Annotated in this window: 14 protein-coding genes, 3 pseudogenes and 1 riboswitch; of the genes and pseudogenes, 15 read left to right on the top strand and 2 right to left on the bottom strand. The window is 55.6% G+C overall.

Features of this window, described 5'->3' with window-relative positions; translation table 11 throughout:
- The first annotated feature begins 101 nt into the window (after positions 1-101).
- From spoIIAA to sigF, 3 genes are read left to right on the top strand one after another with little or no spacing between them, the layout of a single operon-like run.
- Entirely contained in the window at positions 102-455 is a 354-nt protein-coding gene (spoIIAA, locus tag ABC395_RS08715) for an anti-sigma F factor antagonist (protein WP_009674398.1), read from the top strand.
- Positions 452-898: an anti-sigma F factor gene (spoIIAB, locus tag ABC395_RS08720; RefSeq protein WP_009674418.1), complete on the top strand. Its 447-nt coding sequence runs from the start codon at positions 452-454 to the stop codon at positions 896-898. Before spoIIAA ends, spoIIAB begins: the two co-directional genes overlap by 4 nt.
- A gap of 12 nt (positions 899-910) precedes the next feature.
- Positions 911-1,666 (top strand): RNA polymerase sporulation sigma factor SigF, encoded by a 756-nt coding sequence (gene sigF / locus ABC395_RS08725; protein ID WP_217556212.1) that lies wholly within the window; start codon positions 911-913, stop codon positions 1,664-1,666.
- Positions 1,667-1,797: 131 nt separating this feature from the next.
- On the opposite strand, the gene ABC395_RS08730 is transcribed toward sigF, so the two are convergent.
- Positions 1,798-2,007: a DUF378 domain-containing protein gene (locus ABC395_RS08730; protein WP_103995167.1), complete on the bottom strand. Its 210-nt coding sequence runs from the start codon at positions 2,005-2,007 to the stop codon at positions 1,798-1,800.
- Positions 2,008-2,196: 189 nt separating this feature from the next.
- Here ABC395_RS08730 and ABC395_RS08735 point away from each other — a divergent pair, with 189 nt between their 5' ends.
- The 5 genes and pseudogenes from ABC395_RS08735 to ABC395_RS08755 all read left to right on the top strand — a co-directional run bounded on the left by ABC395_RS08735 (position 2,197) and on the right by ABC395_RS08755 (position 7,642).
- Positions 2,197-2,838, top strand: coding sequence for a stage V sporulation protein AA (locus ABC395_RS08735; RefSeq protein WP_413002302.1), 642 nt, complete (start codon positions 2,197-2,199; stop codon positions 2,836-2,838).
- Positions 2,835-3,254, top strand: coding sequence for a stage V sporulation protein AB (locus ABC395_RS08740; RefSeq protein WP_413002303.1), 420 nt, complete (start codon positions 2,835-2,837; stop codon positions 3,252-3,254). Before ABC395_RS08735 ends, ABC395_RS08740 begins: the two co-directional genes overlap by 4 nt.
- A 618-nt stretch (positions 3,255-3,872) precedes the next feature.
- Positions 3,873-5,565, top strand: a pseudogene (locus tag ABC395_RS08745) (spore germination protein).
- Positions 5,566-5,707: 142 nt separating this feature from the next.
- Positions 5,708-7,039, top strand: a complete 1,332-nt coding sequence (gene lysA, locus ABC395_RS08750; protein WP_413002305.1) for a diaminopimelate decarboxylase — start codon at positions 5,708-5,710, stop codon at positions 7,037-7,039.
- A 171-nt stretch (positions 7,040-7,210) separates the two neighbouring features.
- Complete coding sequence (locus ABC395_RS08755) at positions 7,211-7,642, top strand: peptidylprolyl isomerase (RefSeq protein WP_009674443.1); 432 nt, start codon at positions 7,211-7,213, stop codon at positions 7,640-7,642.
- A gap of 48 nt (positions 7,643-7,690) precedes the next feature.
- Here ABC395_RS08755 and ABC395_RS08760 read toward each other — a convergent pair whose 3' ends face one another.
- Complete coding sequence (locus ABC395_RS08760) at positions 7,691-7,954, bottom strand: hypothetical protein (RefSeq protein ID WP_413002307.1); 264 nt, start codon at positions 7,952-7,954, stop codon at positions 7,691-7,693.
- A gap of 333 nt (positions 7,955-8,287) precedes the next feature.
- Positions 8,288-8,469, top strand: a riboswitch (FMN riboswitch).
- 499 nt (positions 8,470-8,968) lie between these two features.
- Between ABC395_RS08760 and ribD the strand changes: the two genes are divergently transcribed.
- From ribD to ABC395_RS08795, 7 genes and pseudogenes are all read left to right on the top strand, one after another.
- Positions 8,969-10,105, top strand: a complete 1,137-nt coding sequence (gene ribD, locus ABC395_RS08765) for a bifunctional diaminohydroxyphosphoribosylaminopyrimidine deaminase/5-amino-6-(5-phosphoribosylamino)uracil reductase RibD (protein WP_413002309.1) — start codon at positions 8,969-8,971, stop codon at positions 10,103-10,105.
- Positions 10,090-10,758, top strand: a complete 669-nt coding sequence (ribE, locus tag ABC395_RS08770) for a riboflavin synthase (protein WP_413002311.1) — start codon at positions 10,090-10,092, stop codon at positions 10,756-10,758. The genes ribD and ribE overlap by 16 nt, the downstream gene beginning before the upstream one ends.
- 39 nt (positions 10,759-10,797) lie before the next feature.
- The gene (locus ABC395_RS08775; protein WP_413002313.1) at positions 10,798-12,021 is read left to right on the top strand and encodes a bifunctional 3,4-dihydroxy-2-butanone-4-phosphate synthase/GTP cyclohydrolase II; all 1,224 of its coding nucleotides are present in this window, start codon (positions 10,798-10,800) and stop codon (positions 12,019-12,021) included.
- A 66-nt stretch (positions 12,022-12,087) separates the two neighbouring features.
- Positions 12,088-12,546 (top strand): annotated as a pseudogene (gene ribH, locus ABC395_RS08780) (6,7-dimethyl-8-ribityllumazine synthase); the annotation flags it as partial.
- A 110-nt stretch (positions 12,547-12,656) separates the two neighbouring features.
- Complete coding sequence (locus tag ABC395_RS08785) at positions 12,657-13,439, top strand: segregation and condensation protein A (protein ID WP_413002314.1); 783 nt, start codon at positions 12,657-12,659, stop codon at positions 13,437-13,439.
- Positions 13,408-14,010 (top strand): annotated as a pseudogene (gene scpB, locus ABC395_RS08790) (SMC-Scp complex subunit ScpB); the annotation flags it as partial. The gene ABC395_RS08785 and the pseudogene scpB, both read left to right, overlap by 32 nt.
- Before the next feature lie 345 nt (positions 14,011-14,355).
- Positions 14,356-15,090, top strand: coding sequence for a DUF2953 domain-containing protein (locus ABC395_RS08795; protein WP_413002315.1), 735 nt, complete (start codon positions 14,356-14,358; stop codon positions 15,088-15,090).
- Positions 15,091-15,164: the final 74 nt, after the last annotated feature.

The following is a 15,164-nucleotide window of genomic DNA, read 5'->3' on the forward strand; positions in this document are numbered from 1 at the left end:
CGAAGAGCTTTTGGCGCTTTTCTTCTAGTTTTGTCAGCAGGCAGGAAATGCCAAAGGAATTGTAGAACTTGTGAGTCATGTGGGAAGGAGTGACATGGCACATGAGTTTGCAAATCGAATTTGAGCACAGAAGTAAAGCGCTGGTCGTTCGTCTGAAAGGGGAACTGGATCACCATACGGCCGATGTGGTCAAAACCCGCATGGAAGATGCCATTTTCCGGCAGGATACCAAACACCTCATTTTGAGCCTGAAGGATCTTTCCTTCATGGACAGCTCGGGTCTGGGTGTCATTCTAGGGCGCTACAAGCAGATTACGGGCAAAGGCGGCCGGATGGTGGTTTGCGATATCTCTCCGGAAGTTTACCGCTTGTTCGAATTGTCGGGCATGTTCAAGATCGTAACGATCGAAGACAACGAGAGATCCGCGATCTCCAGTCTGGAGGTCGCGTTATGAGCGAATCGAATTTCATGAAGCTCCAATTCGCCAGCAAGTCCGAGAATGAAGCTTTCGCGCGTGTCGCCGTCGCTTCGTTCATTTCCCAGCTCGATCCGACCATGAACGAATTGACGGATATCAAGACCGTCATTTCCGAGGCGGTAACGAACTGCATTATCCACGGTTATGACAACAAACCCGACGGAGTCGTCACGATCGTAACGGAAATTGTGGATGATGAGGTCTATATCACCGTGGAAGACAACGGTGCGGGTATCGAAGATCTGGAAGAAGCCAAGCAGCCGCTGTATACGTCCAAACCGGAGCTGGAAAGATCCGGAATGGGATTTACGATTATGGAAAACTTTATGGATGAGGTCGACGTGGTCACCGAAGTCGGTACCGGTACCCGCATCCGGATGAAGAAGAGAATTGAATCCAAAAAAGCTTTGGTAAACTAGGGGTTTGATACGATGGATGTCGATTTGAAAGGTTCCTCGCACAGTTTCCTGGATGATAGTGAAGTCAAGCGTTTGATCGCACTCAGCCAATCGGGCGATTCGCTCGCCCGGGAACGGCTGGTTAATTCCAACATCCGGCTCGTCTGGTCCGTCGTTCAGCGCTTTCTGAACCGCGGCTACGAAGCCGAGGATTTGTTTCAAATCGGCTGCATCGGGCTGCTCAAATCGGTCGACAAGTTCGACTTGTCCTACGATGTGAAGTTTTCGACCTATGCGGTTCCGATGATAATCGGGGAGATCCAGCGGTTTCTCCGTGACGACGGAACGCTGAAAGTCAGCCGATCGCTTAAAGAACTGGCCAGCAAGATCCGCAAGACCAAGGACGAGCTCTCCAAAGGCATGAACCGCCTTCCGACGATCAAGGAGGTCGCGGATGCGCTGGAGATTACGCCGGAGGAAGTCGTCTTCGCGCAGGAGGCGAGCAAGCCGCTTTCCTCGATCCACGAAACCGTGTTCGAGAACGACGGGGACCCCATCACGCTGATGGACCAGATCGCCGACGAAACCCAGGACAAATGGTTCGAGAAACTGGCTCTTAATGAAGCCATCGGCGCTCTGAACGAACGGGAACGGCTGATCGTGTATCTCCGGTATTTCCGGGATCAGACACAGTCGGAGGTCGCCAGCAGGCTCGGCATTTCACAGGTCCAGGTATCCAGGCTGGAGAAAAAAATATTGCAGTCCATAAAAGACCAGATCGCTCAATAGCGCTCTGGTCTTTTTTTTGTTTTTTCCGGAATAAAAGAAAAATCCACGATACGTCCGCCCGCCGGGAGACTGAAACGTTTCGTGGATCTGTCCCGGCTTTTCCTAAGAAGCGGAACCGGGATCAGGTTTCGTTAGCGTACGGCCGCATCGTCCCGGAAGAAGAACGAAAGGCTGTAGATGCCCGCCAATCCGACCAGCGTATAAATAATGCGGCTGAAGGCGGAAGATTCGCGGTGTACTTCGCCGCCGAAAATCGCGGAAACCAGATCCCACTCGAAGATTCCTACGAGAAGCCAGTTCAGCGCGCCTACGATAATCAGGGTAAGAGCGATTCGAGACATGGGTGTTCACCACCTGTTTGGAAGTTGGACTAACATTTTCGTACCTAATGTTCCTCGGCGGAGGATTTTTATACATGGCGGTATTTAAGCGGAGCGCATCCTAAGCAAAGTTTGGGAACGGTTCCTTGGATGATTCTGCCGGAAGCGCCGCATACTAGTGGCAAAAGGATGTTTTTGGGGGGATGAGGGTTGAAACAAACCGCAGACGCCTGTCTCTATATCCGCTTGCGCCGCAGAATACGGGTACCCGCACGGGAGCCGGTTACCTTGGGGAAAGTGGCTCAGATGATTGTCGAGCCCGAGTATGAAAGCACGCTCCGGGAGCTTGTTCTGGTTCACCCGAAAGTCAAGGACGGCAACCGTATTCTGATCGACATGCTGAGCATTGTGGCGGCTGTCAAGAACGTGCACCCTCATTTGCAGATCGAACATTTCGGCGAACCGCATACGCTTGTGGAGGTCGATTCGGGCTCCCGCAAACCCAACCTGCTGTTTCTCGCGGCGGTTTGGGTTCTGCTTTTTATCGGGTCGGGCCTCACCATTATGAATTTTCATGCGGACGTCAGCATGCTTGAGGTGCATCAGCGGGTGTACGAGCTTGTAACCGGCAGTAAAACCGAGCATCCGCTGTTTCTGCAAATTCCGTATTCGCTTGGAATCGGAATCGGTATGGCGGTTTTTTTTAATCATTTCTTCAAGAAAAAATTCAACGAAGAACCGAGCCCGCTCGAAGTTGAAATGTTTACTTATCAGGAGAATATCGACCGCTATACGATAACCGAGGAATACCAGTCTTTAAACCGCGAGAAACCGCAGGAGCCCTCCTCATGATCACGCTGCTGGGTTGGACGGCCGCCGTCGTAACCGGACTTGCGGGGGGCATCGCGGTCGGCAGCGGCATGGTGGCTTTTCTGCTTGTGCTGGATATCATCCCGCGTCTGCTGCAGGTGAGCCGGGCTCAGAACCGCATCCGAAGCTGCGAGATCGCGGTCATTGCCGGCTCGCTTTTTTTCACCGTTACGGATTTCTTTAACTGGAAGCTGTCCGCTCCGGTCTGGTGGACGGGGATTTTCGGGCTGTTTGCCGGCGCGTTTGTAGGCATGCTGTCCGCAGCCCTGACGGAAATTATCAACGTCCTGCCGGTACTCGCGAAACGGGTAGGCGTAACGTCCTACATGGTATGGCTGCTCATGGCCATGATCGCAGGCAAGGTTCTGGGCTCCTTGTTCGAATGGTTTATTTATTGAGGCTGAGGAGGAGTAGGCATGAAGAAGTTAATCGGTAAGATGGTAAAAGATAAAGACCGCAGGCACGCGGGGCCGGGCGAAGAGACCGGTCACGGTGACACCGCGGGCGGCAGGACTAAACCTCCCGCCCTCCAGATCGATGAAGCGGGCAATCTCTTCGCCGCTCCGGAAACGGAGGAGTACGCTCCATCGGGGACGGAGCTGAACGAAGAGGCCGGAGATGCCGGGCGTAAGGAACGGCCGCAAATTCTGGGCACGGCGCCGGAAGATGCTCCGGAGAAAGAAGCGCCCGAAGGTGAAGGGCGCGGGAATCCGGATCGCCGTAAGCATGAACGGGCGCAAGGAAATCCGGTCGAATCCCGGCATGAAGAAGCGCCGGACAATTCCGCCCCCGGCAGAATGCACAAAGGGAACCGCGAGGACGAACGGGCCGGCAAAGGATCATCCGAAGAGGGGACCGGGGCGGCTGGTAAAGAGCACGGGCGCCGATTGGGCCAAGGGGCTGAATCCTCCGGCCAAGGCGGACCCGCAGACAGGGAGCGGGTCTCTTCCGGAGGCTTTCCGGAAGAAGATGCCTTCGGGATCAAGAAGCTTTTGCAGGATGGACACAAGGGTCCTATTCAAGCTTCTTTCTTCCGGAAAAATCCGGCTGCAAGCCAAGAAGGGGAGCGGGAGAGCGGAGGGCAGCCGGAGAATGGCGGGGACAAAGACAGAGACAGCCGCACCAAGGAAGGCGGCAGCGGGAAAACCGCGAACTCGAAGGGGCCGAAACGGAAAACCGGTGAAAAGGGGGACGAGCAGGGCCAAAAAGACAAGGAACCGTCTAACGGTGACTCTTCCGAGCCTGCAGATGACCCCATTCCTCTTTCGATGCAGGAAGTCAACGATATGCTGGAGGAGCGCTCGGGACTCGGGACCTCGTTCGACCTGGTGCTGCGCCAAATGGTTTTCGGTTCGGTCCGGGTAGGCTTCTTTTATGTAAACGGGCTGGCCAAGGATCAGGTCCTGACCATGGTTCTCGATAGGTTAAGTTATGCGGACCATGCGGCAATGGAGGAAAACCCAGCCGAAAGCCTGAAAGAGTACCTTATCCCGCATATCCAGGTGAACCCTTACCAGACGATGAAAGAAGTCATCGGCCAGGTTATGACCGGTGCGACGGGTATTTTTATCGAGGGGGAAAGCACGGCACTCGCCGTTGACGCCAAAAACTTCCCTGTCCGCTCCACGGAAGAGCCCGACCTTGAAAGGGTCGTGCGCGGATCAAGGGACGGATTCGTGGAAACGCTGATGACGAACGTGGCACTCGTCCGTAGACGAGTGCGCGATCCGAAGCTTCGGGTCGAAATCATGCAGGTGGGCAAGCGGACAAGCACGGATATCTGCATCGGCTATATCGACGACATAGCGAATCCCGAGCTGGTCGAGGCGATACGCGACAAAGTCAAAAACGTGGAGCTCGACGGCATTCCGCTGGCCGAAAAGCAGTCTGGAGGAAGCGATTGTGGCGAAAGGGTGGAACCCTTACCCGCTGGTCCGTTATACGGAGAGGCCCGACGTTGCGTCCGCTCATCTGCTGGAGGGGCACGTCATCCTGATGTCCGACACTTCGCCCAGCGTCATGATCATGCCGTCGACGTTCTTTCATCATCTCCAGCACGCGGAGGAATACCGCCAGCTTCCCATCATCGGCTCCTATCTGCGCTGGGTCCGTTTTCTGGGTATACTGGCTTCCCTGTTTCTTCTCCCCTTATGGTTCCTGATGGTACTGGAGCCGGGGCTTAAACCGGCCGGACTTGAATTCATAGGGCCGCAAAATCCGGGTAAAATCCCCGTTCTGGTCCAGTTTCTTCTCGCCGAACTCGGGATCGATCTGATGCGGATGGCATCCGTCCATACGCCGACGCCTTTATCCGTGGCCATGGGACTGGTGGCGGCTATTCTAATCGGAGACATTGCCGTCAAAACGGGGCTGTTCACGAATGAAATTATTTTCTACATTTCAATCGCGACGATCGGCATGTTTGCCACCCCGAGCTATGAGCTTAGCCTCGCCAACCGGATCGTCCGGCTAGTCCTGCTGTTTTCGGTGGCGCTCTTCAAAGTTCCGGGTTTCGTCATCGCATGCACGGTGTGGCTGATGTTCCTGGCCCTTCAGCGTTCGCACACGGCTCCCTACATGTGGCCCTTCCTTCCGTTCAATGCGATGGGACTGCTTAATATCGTGTTCCGTCTGCCGGTGCTGAAGCACAAAACAAGGCTGAGCATCACCCGTTCGAAAGACGGAACCCGCCAGCCTGCGCCCGAATGACAGTGCGTCCGTTCCGGCTTGCCTCCTTCCGTGAAAGTTGTGTTGTCAGCTAAGTGACATTGTGTTACTTTAGTTAATAATGTAATGGAGAACCAACACGGAAGCAGTCACGGATACGGATAACGAAGAGGGGAAACGGACGATGCATCTTCATGGAACAAGCCGAGTTAACGCTCAAGGCCATTTGGAAGTCGGCGGTGTGGATACCACGGAACTGGCCGCCCGTTATGGAACACCGTTATATGTTGTGGATGAGGCGCTTGTACGCAGGCGCTGCCGCGAGTTTGTCGATGCTTTTCAGGCGTCGGGGTTAAAATTTCAGGTCGCTTACGCAAGCAAAGCGTTCTGTGTCATGGCGATGTGCCGCATCGTAGCCGAGGAAGGACTGTCCCTTGACGTCGTATCCGACGGGGAGCTGTTTACGGCGCTTCAGGCCGGTTTTCCTCCCGAGCGCATACACTTCCACGGCAACAACAAAACGCCGGGCGAAATTGAAATGGCGCTTGACGCCGGAATCGGCTGTTTCGTCGTCGATAACTTCACGGAGCTCCGCATGCTTAATGCGATTGCGGGTTCGAAAGGCAAGCGCGTGCCGATTCTTCTGAGAATAACACCGGGCGTTGAAGCCCATACGCACGAATATATTTCCACCGGCCAAATCGATTCGAAGTTCGGATTCGACCTCGGGAACGGGGCCGCTTTCGAAGCGGTCAAAGAATCCGCCGCGGCGGATCATCTGCTATTGCTCGGCGTACATTCCCATATCGGCTCGCAAATTTTCGAGGTCGAAGGTTTCCGGGTGGCGGCCGAGAAGGTGGCCCAGTTCGCTTCGCAGGTAAGGGATGAGCTGAACGTGGTTTTCTCGGTCATCAACCTGGGCGGCGGCTTCGGAATCCGCTATGTGGAAGGTGACACGCCTCTGCCGATGTCGACTTACGTCGAAGCGATCGCGGAAGCGGTCAAAACCCGCTTCGAGGCCGTATCTTATCCGATGCCGGAGATTTGGATCGAACCGGGCCGGAGCATCGTCGGCGATGCCGGAACGACTCTATACACCGTAGGAACGAACAAGGACATTCCCGGTGTTCGTAAGTATGTTTCTGTAGACGGTGGCATGACGGATAATCCGCGTCCGGCCCTGTACCAGTCCCAGTATGAAGCGATGCTGGCGAACCGGGCTTCGGAGGCTTCACAGGAGACGGTATCCATCGCGGGCAAGTGCTGCGAAAGCGGCGATATGCTGATCTGGGACGTGGAGCTTCCTCTTGTGCAGTCGGGAGATATTCTGGCCGTTGCCAGTACGGGAGCCTACAATTACTCCATGGCCAGCAACTACAACCGGATCCGCAGACCTGCCGTCGTTTTCGTAAAGGACGGAACGGCCGACGTTGCGGTCAAACGGGAAACGTATGAAGATCTGGTCCGCAACGACGTCGTGCCGGAACGGATGAAACAAATTCAGCCGGTCCGCTGAAGTCCCGATATCCGGGAAACCCTCCCGGAACGGCCAGCAAGCCGGAGGGCTGCCCTCCGGCTTGTTTATTTGTACATCCATTCAATATGGAGTACAATGAGAGAGATTGCTTCACAATCATGTACCCCGCAATCCAAGCAGGAACCGATACATAAAAGGAGAGTGTCCCACATGGCAAAACAAGCGAAAATTACGATGGCAGGCGGCGGCGAAGTGCTGATCGACCTTTTTGAAAAGGATGCCCCCAATACGGTGGCAAACTTCGAGAAGCTGGCTAATTCCGGTTTCTACAACGGACTTAATTTCCACCGCGTCATCCCGGGCTTCGTAGCCCAAGGCGGCTGCCCGCAAGGCACCGGTACAGGCGGTCCCGGATACACGATCGACTGCGAAATCAACCCGAACAAGCATGAGCGCGGAACGCTTGCAATGGCCCACGCCGGCCGCAATACGGGTGGCAGCCAGTTCTACATCTGCTACCAGCCGCAGCCTCATCTTGACGGCCAGCACACGGTTTTCGGCAAAGTAACCAAAGGCATGGAATACGTGGATGCGTTCAAAGGCCGCGACACGATGGAGAAAGTCGAAATCGTCGAAGTGTAAGAATTGAACCCGAAAGCCCCTGATCAACCGCTGAAATATAGCGGCCGGTCAGGGGCTTTTTATAATCAGGGCGTCGCGGCGTATTTCCGCGTACGCGACATCCAGCAGGGAATCCACGCCGGCTAGATCGAGTTGATGCCAGAGCCGGGCTTTGTCCCACCCGCTTGCCTTTAATCCCTCGGGGAGGACACGTCCGCGAACGATAACAGGAATCGCGCGATTTTCGCAGCGGCATAGCTCTGCAAAACCGATCTTCGTCATATTTCGGGCCGCATTCAAATCATGTAAGGAAAAATCTGTGTACCGGTGCATTGTATTCGCTTTCCCTCCGTAAAAGTTGATCGCCCGGAAAAGTCGGAACGGCAGGAACAATCGGATGAGCTGTCTATTCCGCATGATCAGCATGTCCCGAAGGACCGACCGCTCGCCTCTCCGCTTCAAGTTCCGTTGTGATACGGCAAACAAGAATCATTCCCTGATCAATCTCAACTTCCCATTCCGAGCGATATCACTATGACCGTTCTTATTCAGCCATTCCCGGCAGGGGGTGTTCTTATACCGTTTTCCGAGCGGACTAGTCAACTTGACACTTGCATTTTGGAAATGACAATGGTACTATTCAGTCAACAATCGAATAAGATTGAATCAATCCTTCGGGGCGGGGTGGAAGTCCCTACCGGCGGTGTTGCCGCAGTACCGGTTATCCGGTCTGCAGTTCAGTCCGTGACCCGGCTTGTCTGATTTTAAGCGTTCCGACGCGGGACAATCCGGCTGACTTGGTGAGAGTCCGAGACCGACAGTTAAAGTCTGGATGGGAGAAGGAGAACGAAACGATTCAGTCTGCATACGAAGCTTTACCTGCATTCGCGCGGAAAGAGCTTGTTTAAGTACATACGCTGCCCTTTTCCGGCCGGCTTATTTGTGCTAGAAAGTTCCGGAGTTCATACGCAGCGGCATAAAAGACAGCGGGTCCGCAGGGCCTTGGCTTGCGCTTTTTTCCACTGCCGTTGATGCCGATGGCATTTTTCCGCATAACACGAATGTCAGGCAGAAGCACGCTTCTTTGGCATACCTGCCGGAGAATTTTCGTAACCGGTCCCCCAGGGCCCGGAGGTACTTTTTTGTGCCCGCAGACTGGCTTCACGCACGTTCTTGCTATTCCAACCAACGCCCTTGTCCGAAACGGACAGGGGCTTTTTCAGGTTCAACATTTTGGATCAAGCGGGAGAAACTAAGACTAAACGCAGGCGGCAAGCCGGCAAGCTTGACGAATAGGGCAAGGAAGAGCCTGTCCCGGGCCTTTCCCGGCAAGAAAGGAGAACGATCATGCTTCAACCTCTGCAGGACGAAACTTATATGCGCGTGGCGCTGCAAATGGCCCAGGCTGCGCTCGGCCAGACGGGCATCAATCCCGTCGTCGGCTGCGTCGTCGTTAAAGACGGCCGCATTGTCGGCATGGGCGCCCATCTGAAGCGGGGCGAAGGCCACGCCGAAGTGCACGCGCTGCAGATGGCCGGCGTCGAAGCCGAAGGCGCCACGGCTTACGTCACGCTGGAGCCGTGCAGCCACTATGGCAAGACGCCTCCGTGCAGCGACCGGCTCATCGAAAGCGGCATCCGCCGCGTCGTCGTCGCTGCCGTAGACCCGAACCCGCTGGTGGCGGGATCGGGAATCGCGAGACTGCGGAGCCGGGGCATCGCTGTCGAGGCCGGGCTGCTCGCGGACGAGGCGAACGCCTTGAATGAGGCGTTCAACAAGTTCATCGTGACGAGGCTGCCTTTCGTCACGATGAAATCCGCGAGCACGCTCGACGGCAAGATCGCCGCCAAAACCGGCGACAGCAAGTGGATCACCGGGGCGCCAGCCCGCGAGCTTGTTCACGCGATGCGGCACCGCCACGCCGCGATCATGGTCGGGATCGGCACGGTGCTTGCCGACGATCCCGAGCTGACCACCCGGCTGAGCGTGCCGGCGCTCCACCCGCTGCGAATCGTGGTCGATTCGCAGCTCAGGACGCCGCTGTCCGCGCGGGTGCTGCGGCGTCAGGATGAGCGGCCGACGCTCATCCTGACCACAGCCGGCGCCGATCCGGCCAAGCGCGAAGCGCTTGAGGCGCTCGGCGCCGAAGTGCTGGCGTGCGGCGGCCCGCACGTCGATCTCCCGCTCGCGATGCAGCTGCTTGGCGAGCGGGAGGTGCCCTCCGTCCTCCTGGAAGGCGGAGGACGGCTCAGCGGGGCGATGCTGGAAAACCGCCTGGTGGACAAGGCGGTGCTGTTTTTCGCCCCGAAATGGATCGGCGGCGGGCCGGAGGCGCCGGACAACGCGTCTTTCGCCGGATTCGGCCGCATGAGCGAGGCGATCCGGCTCGCGCGGATGACCGTCGACACCGTCGGCGAAGACGTCTGTCTCACGGGTTACCCGCAGTACGCCGAGGAGGAGGCTTCATCATGTTTACCGGATTAATCGAAGAAATCGGCGTCATGCGCCGGATACACAAGCAGGGGCAGGCGATGGTCCTGACCCTCGGCGCGCGCCTAGTGCTGGAAGATGTGAACCTCGGCGACAGCATAGCCGTCAACGGCGTCTGTCTGACCGTCGTCGCTTATGACAAGGAAACCTTTTCCGTCGACGTCATGCCGGAGACGTACCGCAAAACGAACCTGGCCGCGCTCCAGACGGGAGCACGCGTCAATCTGGAACGGGCGATGCCGGCGAACGGCCGTTTCGGCGGCCATATCGTGCAGGGACACGTGGACGGCACGGCCCGGATCCGGGCCAGAACGCCGGAGGAGAATGCGGTCGTCTACAGGCTGGAGCCGGATGATCCCGCTATCCTGCGCTACATGATCGCGGGCGGCTCCATTACGATCGACGGCATCTCGCTTACGCTTACGGATGTGACGGACAGCACGTTTGCGGTATCGATCATTCCGCATACGCTGGCCCAAACGGTTCTTCAGGATAAACAGCCCGGGGACGGCGTGAACATCGAATGTGACGTGCTTGGGAAATATATTGAAAAGCTGCTCCGCACGGGTACGGGCGGGGGGATACATTCCCGCGCCGGACAGGACGGACTGACCGAGAAATTTTTGGCGGAGAACGGATTTTTGTGAAGGTAAGTTCACCGATATTTTTTTGAAGGAGGGAACAAAATGACAGAGAGAGACACGTACTCGTTTCATTCCATCGAAGAAGCGGTCGGCGATCTGGCCGCAGGGAAGGTCATTATCGTCGTGGACGATGAGGACCGAGAGAACGAAGGCGATTTCATAGCCTTGGCCGATAAAACGACGCCCGAGGTCATCAATTTCATGATCAAGGAAGGCCGCGGACTCGTCTGCGCTCCGATCACGGAAGAACGGGCGCAGGAACTGGATCTGCCTCCCATGGTAAGCCGCAATACGGATTATCACGGCACGGCTTTTACGGTGTCCGTGGATCATGCGGAGACGACGACGGGGATATCCGCCCACGAGCGCTCCCGTACGATCCAGGCCCTGATTGATCCGGAAGCGAAGCCGCTTCATTTCCGCAGGCCGGGGCACATTTTTCCTCTCATTGCGAAAAAAGGCGGCGTCCTGCGCCGCGCGGGTCATACGGAGGCGGCCGTCGACCTGGCCCGTATGAGCGGTTCGTATCCCGCGGCAGTTATCTGCGAGGTGATCAAAGAAGACGGGACGATGGCCCGGGTTCCCGATTTGATGGAGGTGGCCCGCATTCACGGGCTGAAGATCATTACGATCAAAGACCTCATCCACTACCGCAGCGAGAAGGAAAATCTGGTCAAGCGGGAAGTGGAGGCGAAGCTGCCGACGGATTTCGGGACGTTTCAGGCTATCGCGTATACAAACCAGCTGGACCAGAAGGAACATGTCGCGCTTGTCAAAGGGAATATTGACGGTTCGGTCCCGACGCTGGTGCGCGTACACTCCGAGTGCCTGACGGGAGATGTGTTCCACTCCCACCGCTGCGACTGCGGTCCCCAGCTCGCTGCCGCCCTGCAGCAGATTAACGATGCGGGGGCGGGCGTGCTGCTCTATATGCGCCAGGAAGGGCGCGGCATCGGGCTGATCAACAAGCTGAAGGCTTATGTGCTTCAGGAAGAAGGACTCGATACGGTCGAAGCGAACGTCAAGCTGGGATTCGCTCCCGATTTGCGCGATTATGGAGTAGGAGCCCAGATCTTAAAAGATCTCGGAATCCGGCAAATCCGCCTGCTTACGAACAATCCGCGGAAGATCAAAGGGCTGGAAGGTTATGGGCTGGAAGTTGTCGAGAGAGTCGCGATCCAAATGCCGCATAATGAAGATAATGCCAGATATCTGCATACCAAGCGGGAAAAGCTCGGCCATTTGCTCCAATTTGATCCAAACTGATGCTTTTTTCTAAAAATCTCTTTTTATCTGCGTCATCAATTTGTATACTAGAAGGAGTCGGTTATTGTGGTAAAAAATTATGAAGGTCATCTGATTTCCCAAGGACAGAGATACGGCATCGTTGTGGGCCGGTTTAATGAATTTATTACGTCCAAGCTGCTGGGCGGAGCGCTCGACGCGCTGAAGCGCCACGGTGTGGAAGATACCGAAGTCGAAGTCGCCTGGGTACCCGGCGCTTTCGAAATTCCTCTGATTGCACAAAAACTGGCGGAAACCGGCAAATATGACGCCGTCATTACGCTGGGAACCGTAATCCGCGGCTCCACGCCTCACTTTGATTATGTTTGCAACGAAGTGGCCAAAGGCGTTTCCGCCATTTCATTAAAAACAGGTGTTCCGGTTATTTTCGGAGTCCTGACGACCGATTCGATTGAACAGGCGGTCGAACGGGCCGGCACGAAAGCGGGCAACAAAGGCTGGGATGCCGCCGTTACCGCGATAGAAATGGCTAATCTTACGAAGCAGTCTGCAGGGCTGACCGCGGTTTTCAGATCGCGCACTCCCTACAGCGCTTGGCAAGCGATTCGGAACCCCGGCCACTTAGGACGGGGATCTTTTTTTGGGAGAGCAGATTCATGAAAATGCTGTACAAACTTGAAGCGTTCGAAGGGCCGCTCGACCTGCTGCTTCACTTGATCGATAAGTCCGAGGTCGACATTTACAATATCCCGATCAAGGACATCACGGAGCAGTATATGGAATATGTCCAGGCTATGCACGAGCTGGAGCTGGAAGTGACGAGCGAATTTCTGGTCATGGCCGCCACGCTGCTGGCGATCAAGAGCAAGATGCTGCTGCCGAAGCCTCCCGTACTCGATCTTGACTTCGATTATTACGAAGAGGACGATTTCGATCCGCGGGCCGAACTCGTGCAGAAGCTGATCGAGTACCGTAAATACAAAGCGATTGCCGATCTGCTGCGCGACAAGGAAGTGGAGCGGAGCCTCGTGTTCACGCGCGAGCCTGAGGATTTGGCGCCCTATGTTCCCCAGGTGCAGGAGAACCCCGTGAAAGGGCTGGACGTCAACGATTTGATGCTGGCCTTTCAGCGTACGCTGCGCAAGATGGTCCACCGGAACCAGGTCACGAAAATCCGGCGGGACGAAATATCCGTCAAGGACCGGATCGTGGATCTCGTGGATCTTTTGCGGAATAAGGGCGGGCGGCTCCTGTTCTCGAAACTTTTCGAAAAGCAGTGCAGCCGCGAGGAAATCGTGGTCACGTTTTTGGCGATATTGGAACTGATGAAGATGAAAAAGATTCAATGCTTTCAGCACCGGCTGTTTGAAGACATCGTCATTCAGGCCAAAGAGGGAGAGTTGACGGATGGACTTTCAACAGATGAAATCGATTATTGAAGGACTGCTTTTCGTGGCGGGAGACGAGGGGCTGGATAAGAAACAGCTTGCCGATATTTTGGAGACGGACGCGCACATCGTGACCGAGCTTGTGGAAGAGCTTCAGGACGACTTGCGCCGCGGAGGCAGGGGGATTCAGATTACGAGGGTCGCCGGCGCCTACCAGATGACGACGATTCCCGAACATGCGCCTTATTTCGAACGGCTGGCTTATTCTCCTTCCCGTTCGTCTTTGTCGCAGGCGGCGCTTGAAACGCTGTCCATCATTGCCTACAAACAGCCGATCACCCGGGTGGAGATCGAGGAAATCCGCGGAGTCAAATCCGAGCGTGCTCTTCATACCCTTATGGCGAAGGAGCTCATTGTGGAAACGGGCCGCGCCGAAGCGATCGGACGGCCGATTTTGTACGGAACTTCGAAGCCGTTTCTCGAATATTTCGGTTTGAGTTCAATCGACGATCTTCCCGAGTCGCCGGCTTTTGTCGGCGATTTCGATCTTGAGGAAGAAACCAAACTCCTGTTTGATAAATTAAACGGGGACGGTACCGACCAGCTTACATTCGAAGATCTGGGTCGCGAGCTGCTGGACGGAACGGCTGCCGGGGAGGCTGCTTTGCGGCCGGAAGACGGGCGGGACTTGCCGCTTTTTGAAGGGGAAGAGCATAATCCTGTTTCGGAAACGGAACCGTTCCGCTTCGATTCCCCGGGGCAGGAGGATTGGGAGCTGCCCGACGGTATCGGTAAAGATTCGGATACGTCCGATAAAGAATAAGCAGAAGAAGCGTCCTGGCTTGCCGAGTGCAAGCGGGGCGCTTTTTATATGGAAACGAAGCGGGGTATCCTCACTCAAAAAGTATGCATGATCTGGATGGAGCGGGTGATACTAGGAAGGTCGGTTTGCCGGAGGAGGGTGCTTGTGTTAATCGTGGGAATCATAACCGCCGTTCTGCTTGTTTTGATCCTGGCAGTCGTACTGGTCATGCTCAGCTCCGTTCAGCTTACGCTTTATTGGAACCGGGTCGGGGAAAATGACGAAATGTATGTTCAAGTCCGGGCTCTGTACGGCTGGATTAAATACCGGGTGAACGTGCCGGCCATTCAGTTTCACAATCTGATCGACGGGTTGACGTTTAAAGTCGATCAAACCAATGAAAATACGATGAATATAGCCAATAAGAGCAAAGGCAAAGTCGATAAAGAACGCATTCGGGCCATTTACCGCGAAGGTAAAGATCTCTTGCGGCATACGGAAGGCTTCAATGCTTGGTTGAAGCGTACTCTCGGTCTGTTCCGCTGTACGCAATTAAAATGGAGCACGGGCATAGGTGCGGGCGACGCGGTGCAGACGGCTGTTCTGGCCGGAACGTTCTGGACTATAAAATCGGCGGCTGTCGGTCTGTTGACGAAATACGTACCGCTGTCCGCCGTTCCGAAACTGGCTGTAAATCCGCAGTATAACCGTACATCTTTTCAAATTCAGTTTGTATGTGTGGTTCAGGCCAAGGCGGCAGCCCTGGGTCTTTCCGGATGCAGACTGATCTACAGGATCTTCAGAACGCCCGGAGGAATACGTGCCTGGTTCCGTCTGCTGCGTCAGGTGATTCAGGGAGATGAAGAACGGTCAAAAAGGCCGGAGCCGGCCGCGACGTAAAAACCGGCAAGGTCCCGGACGGTTTACATACGAAGTTCATTCGCGGGGTAACCTATCGGATGCAGACCTAACAT

Source organism: Paenibacillus canaveralius (genome assembly GCF_047238265.1).
Taxonomy (GTDB): Bacteria; Bacillota; Bacilli; order Paenibacillales; family NBRC-103111; genus Paenibacillus_F.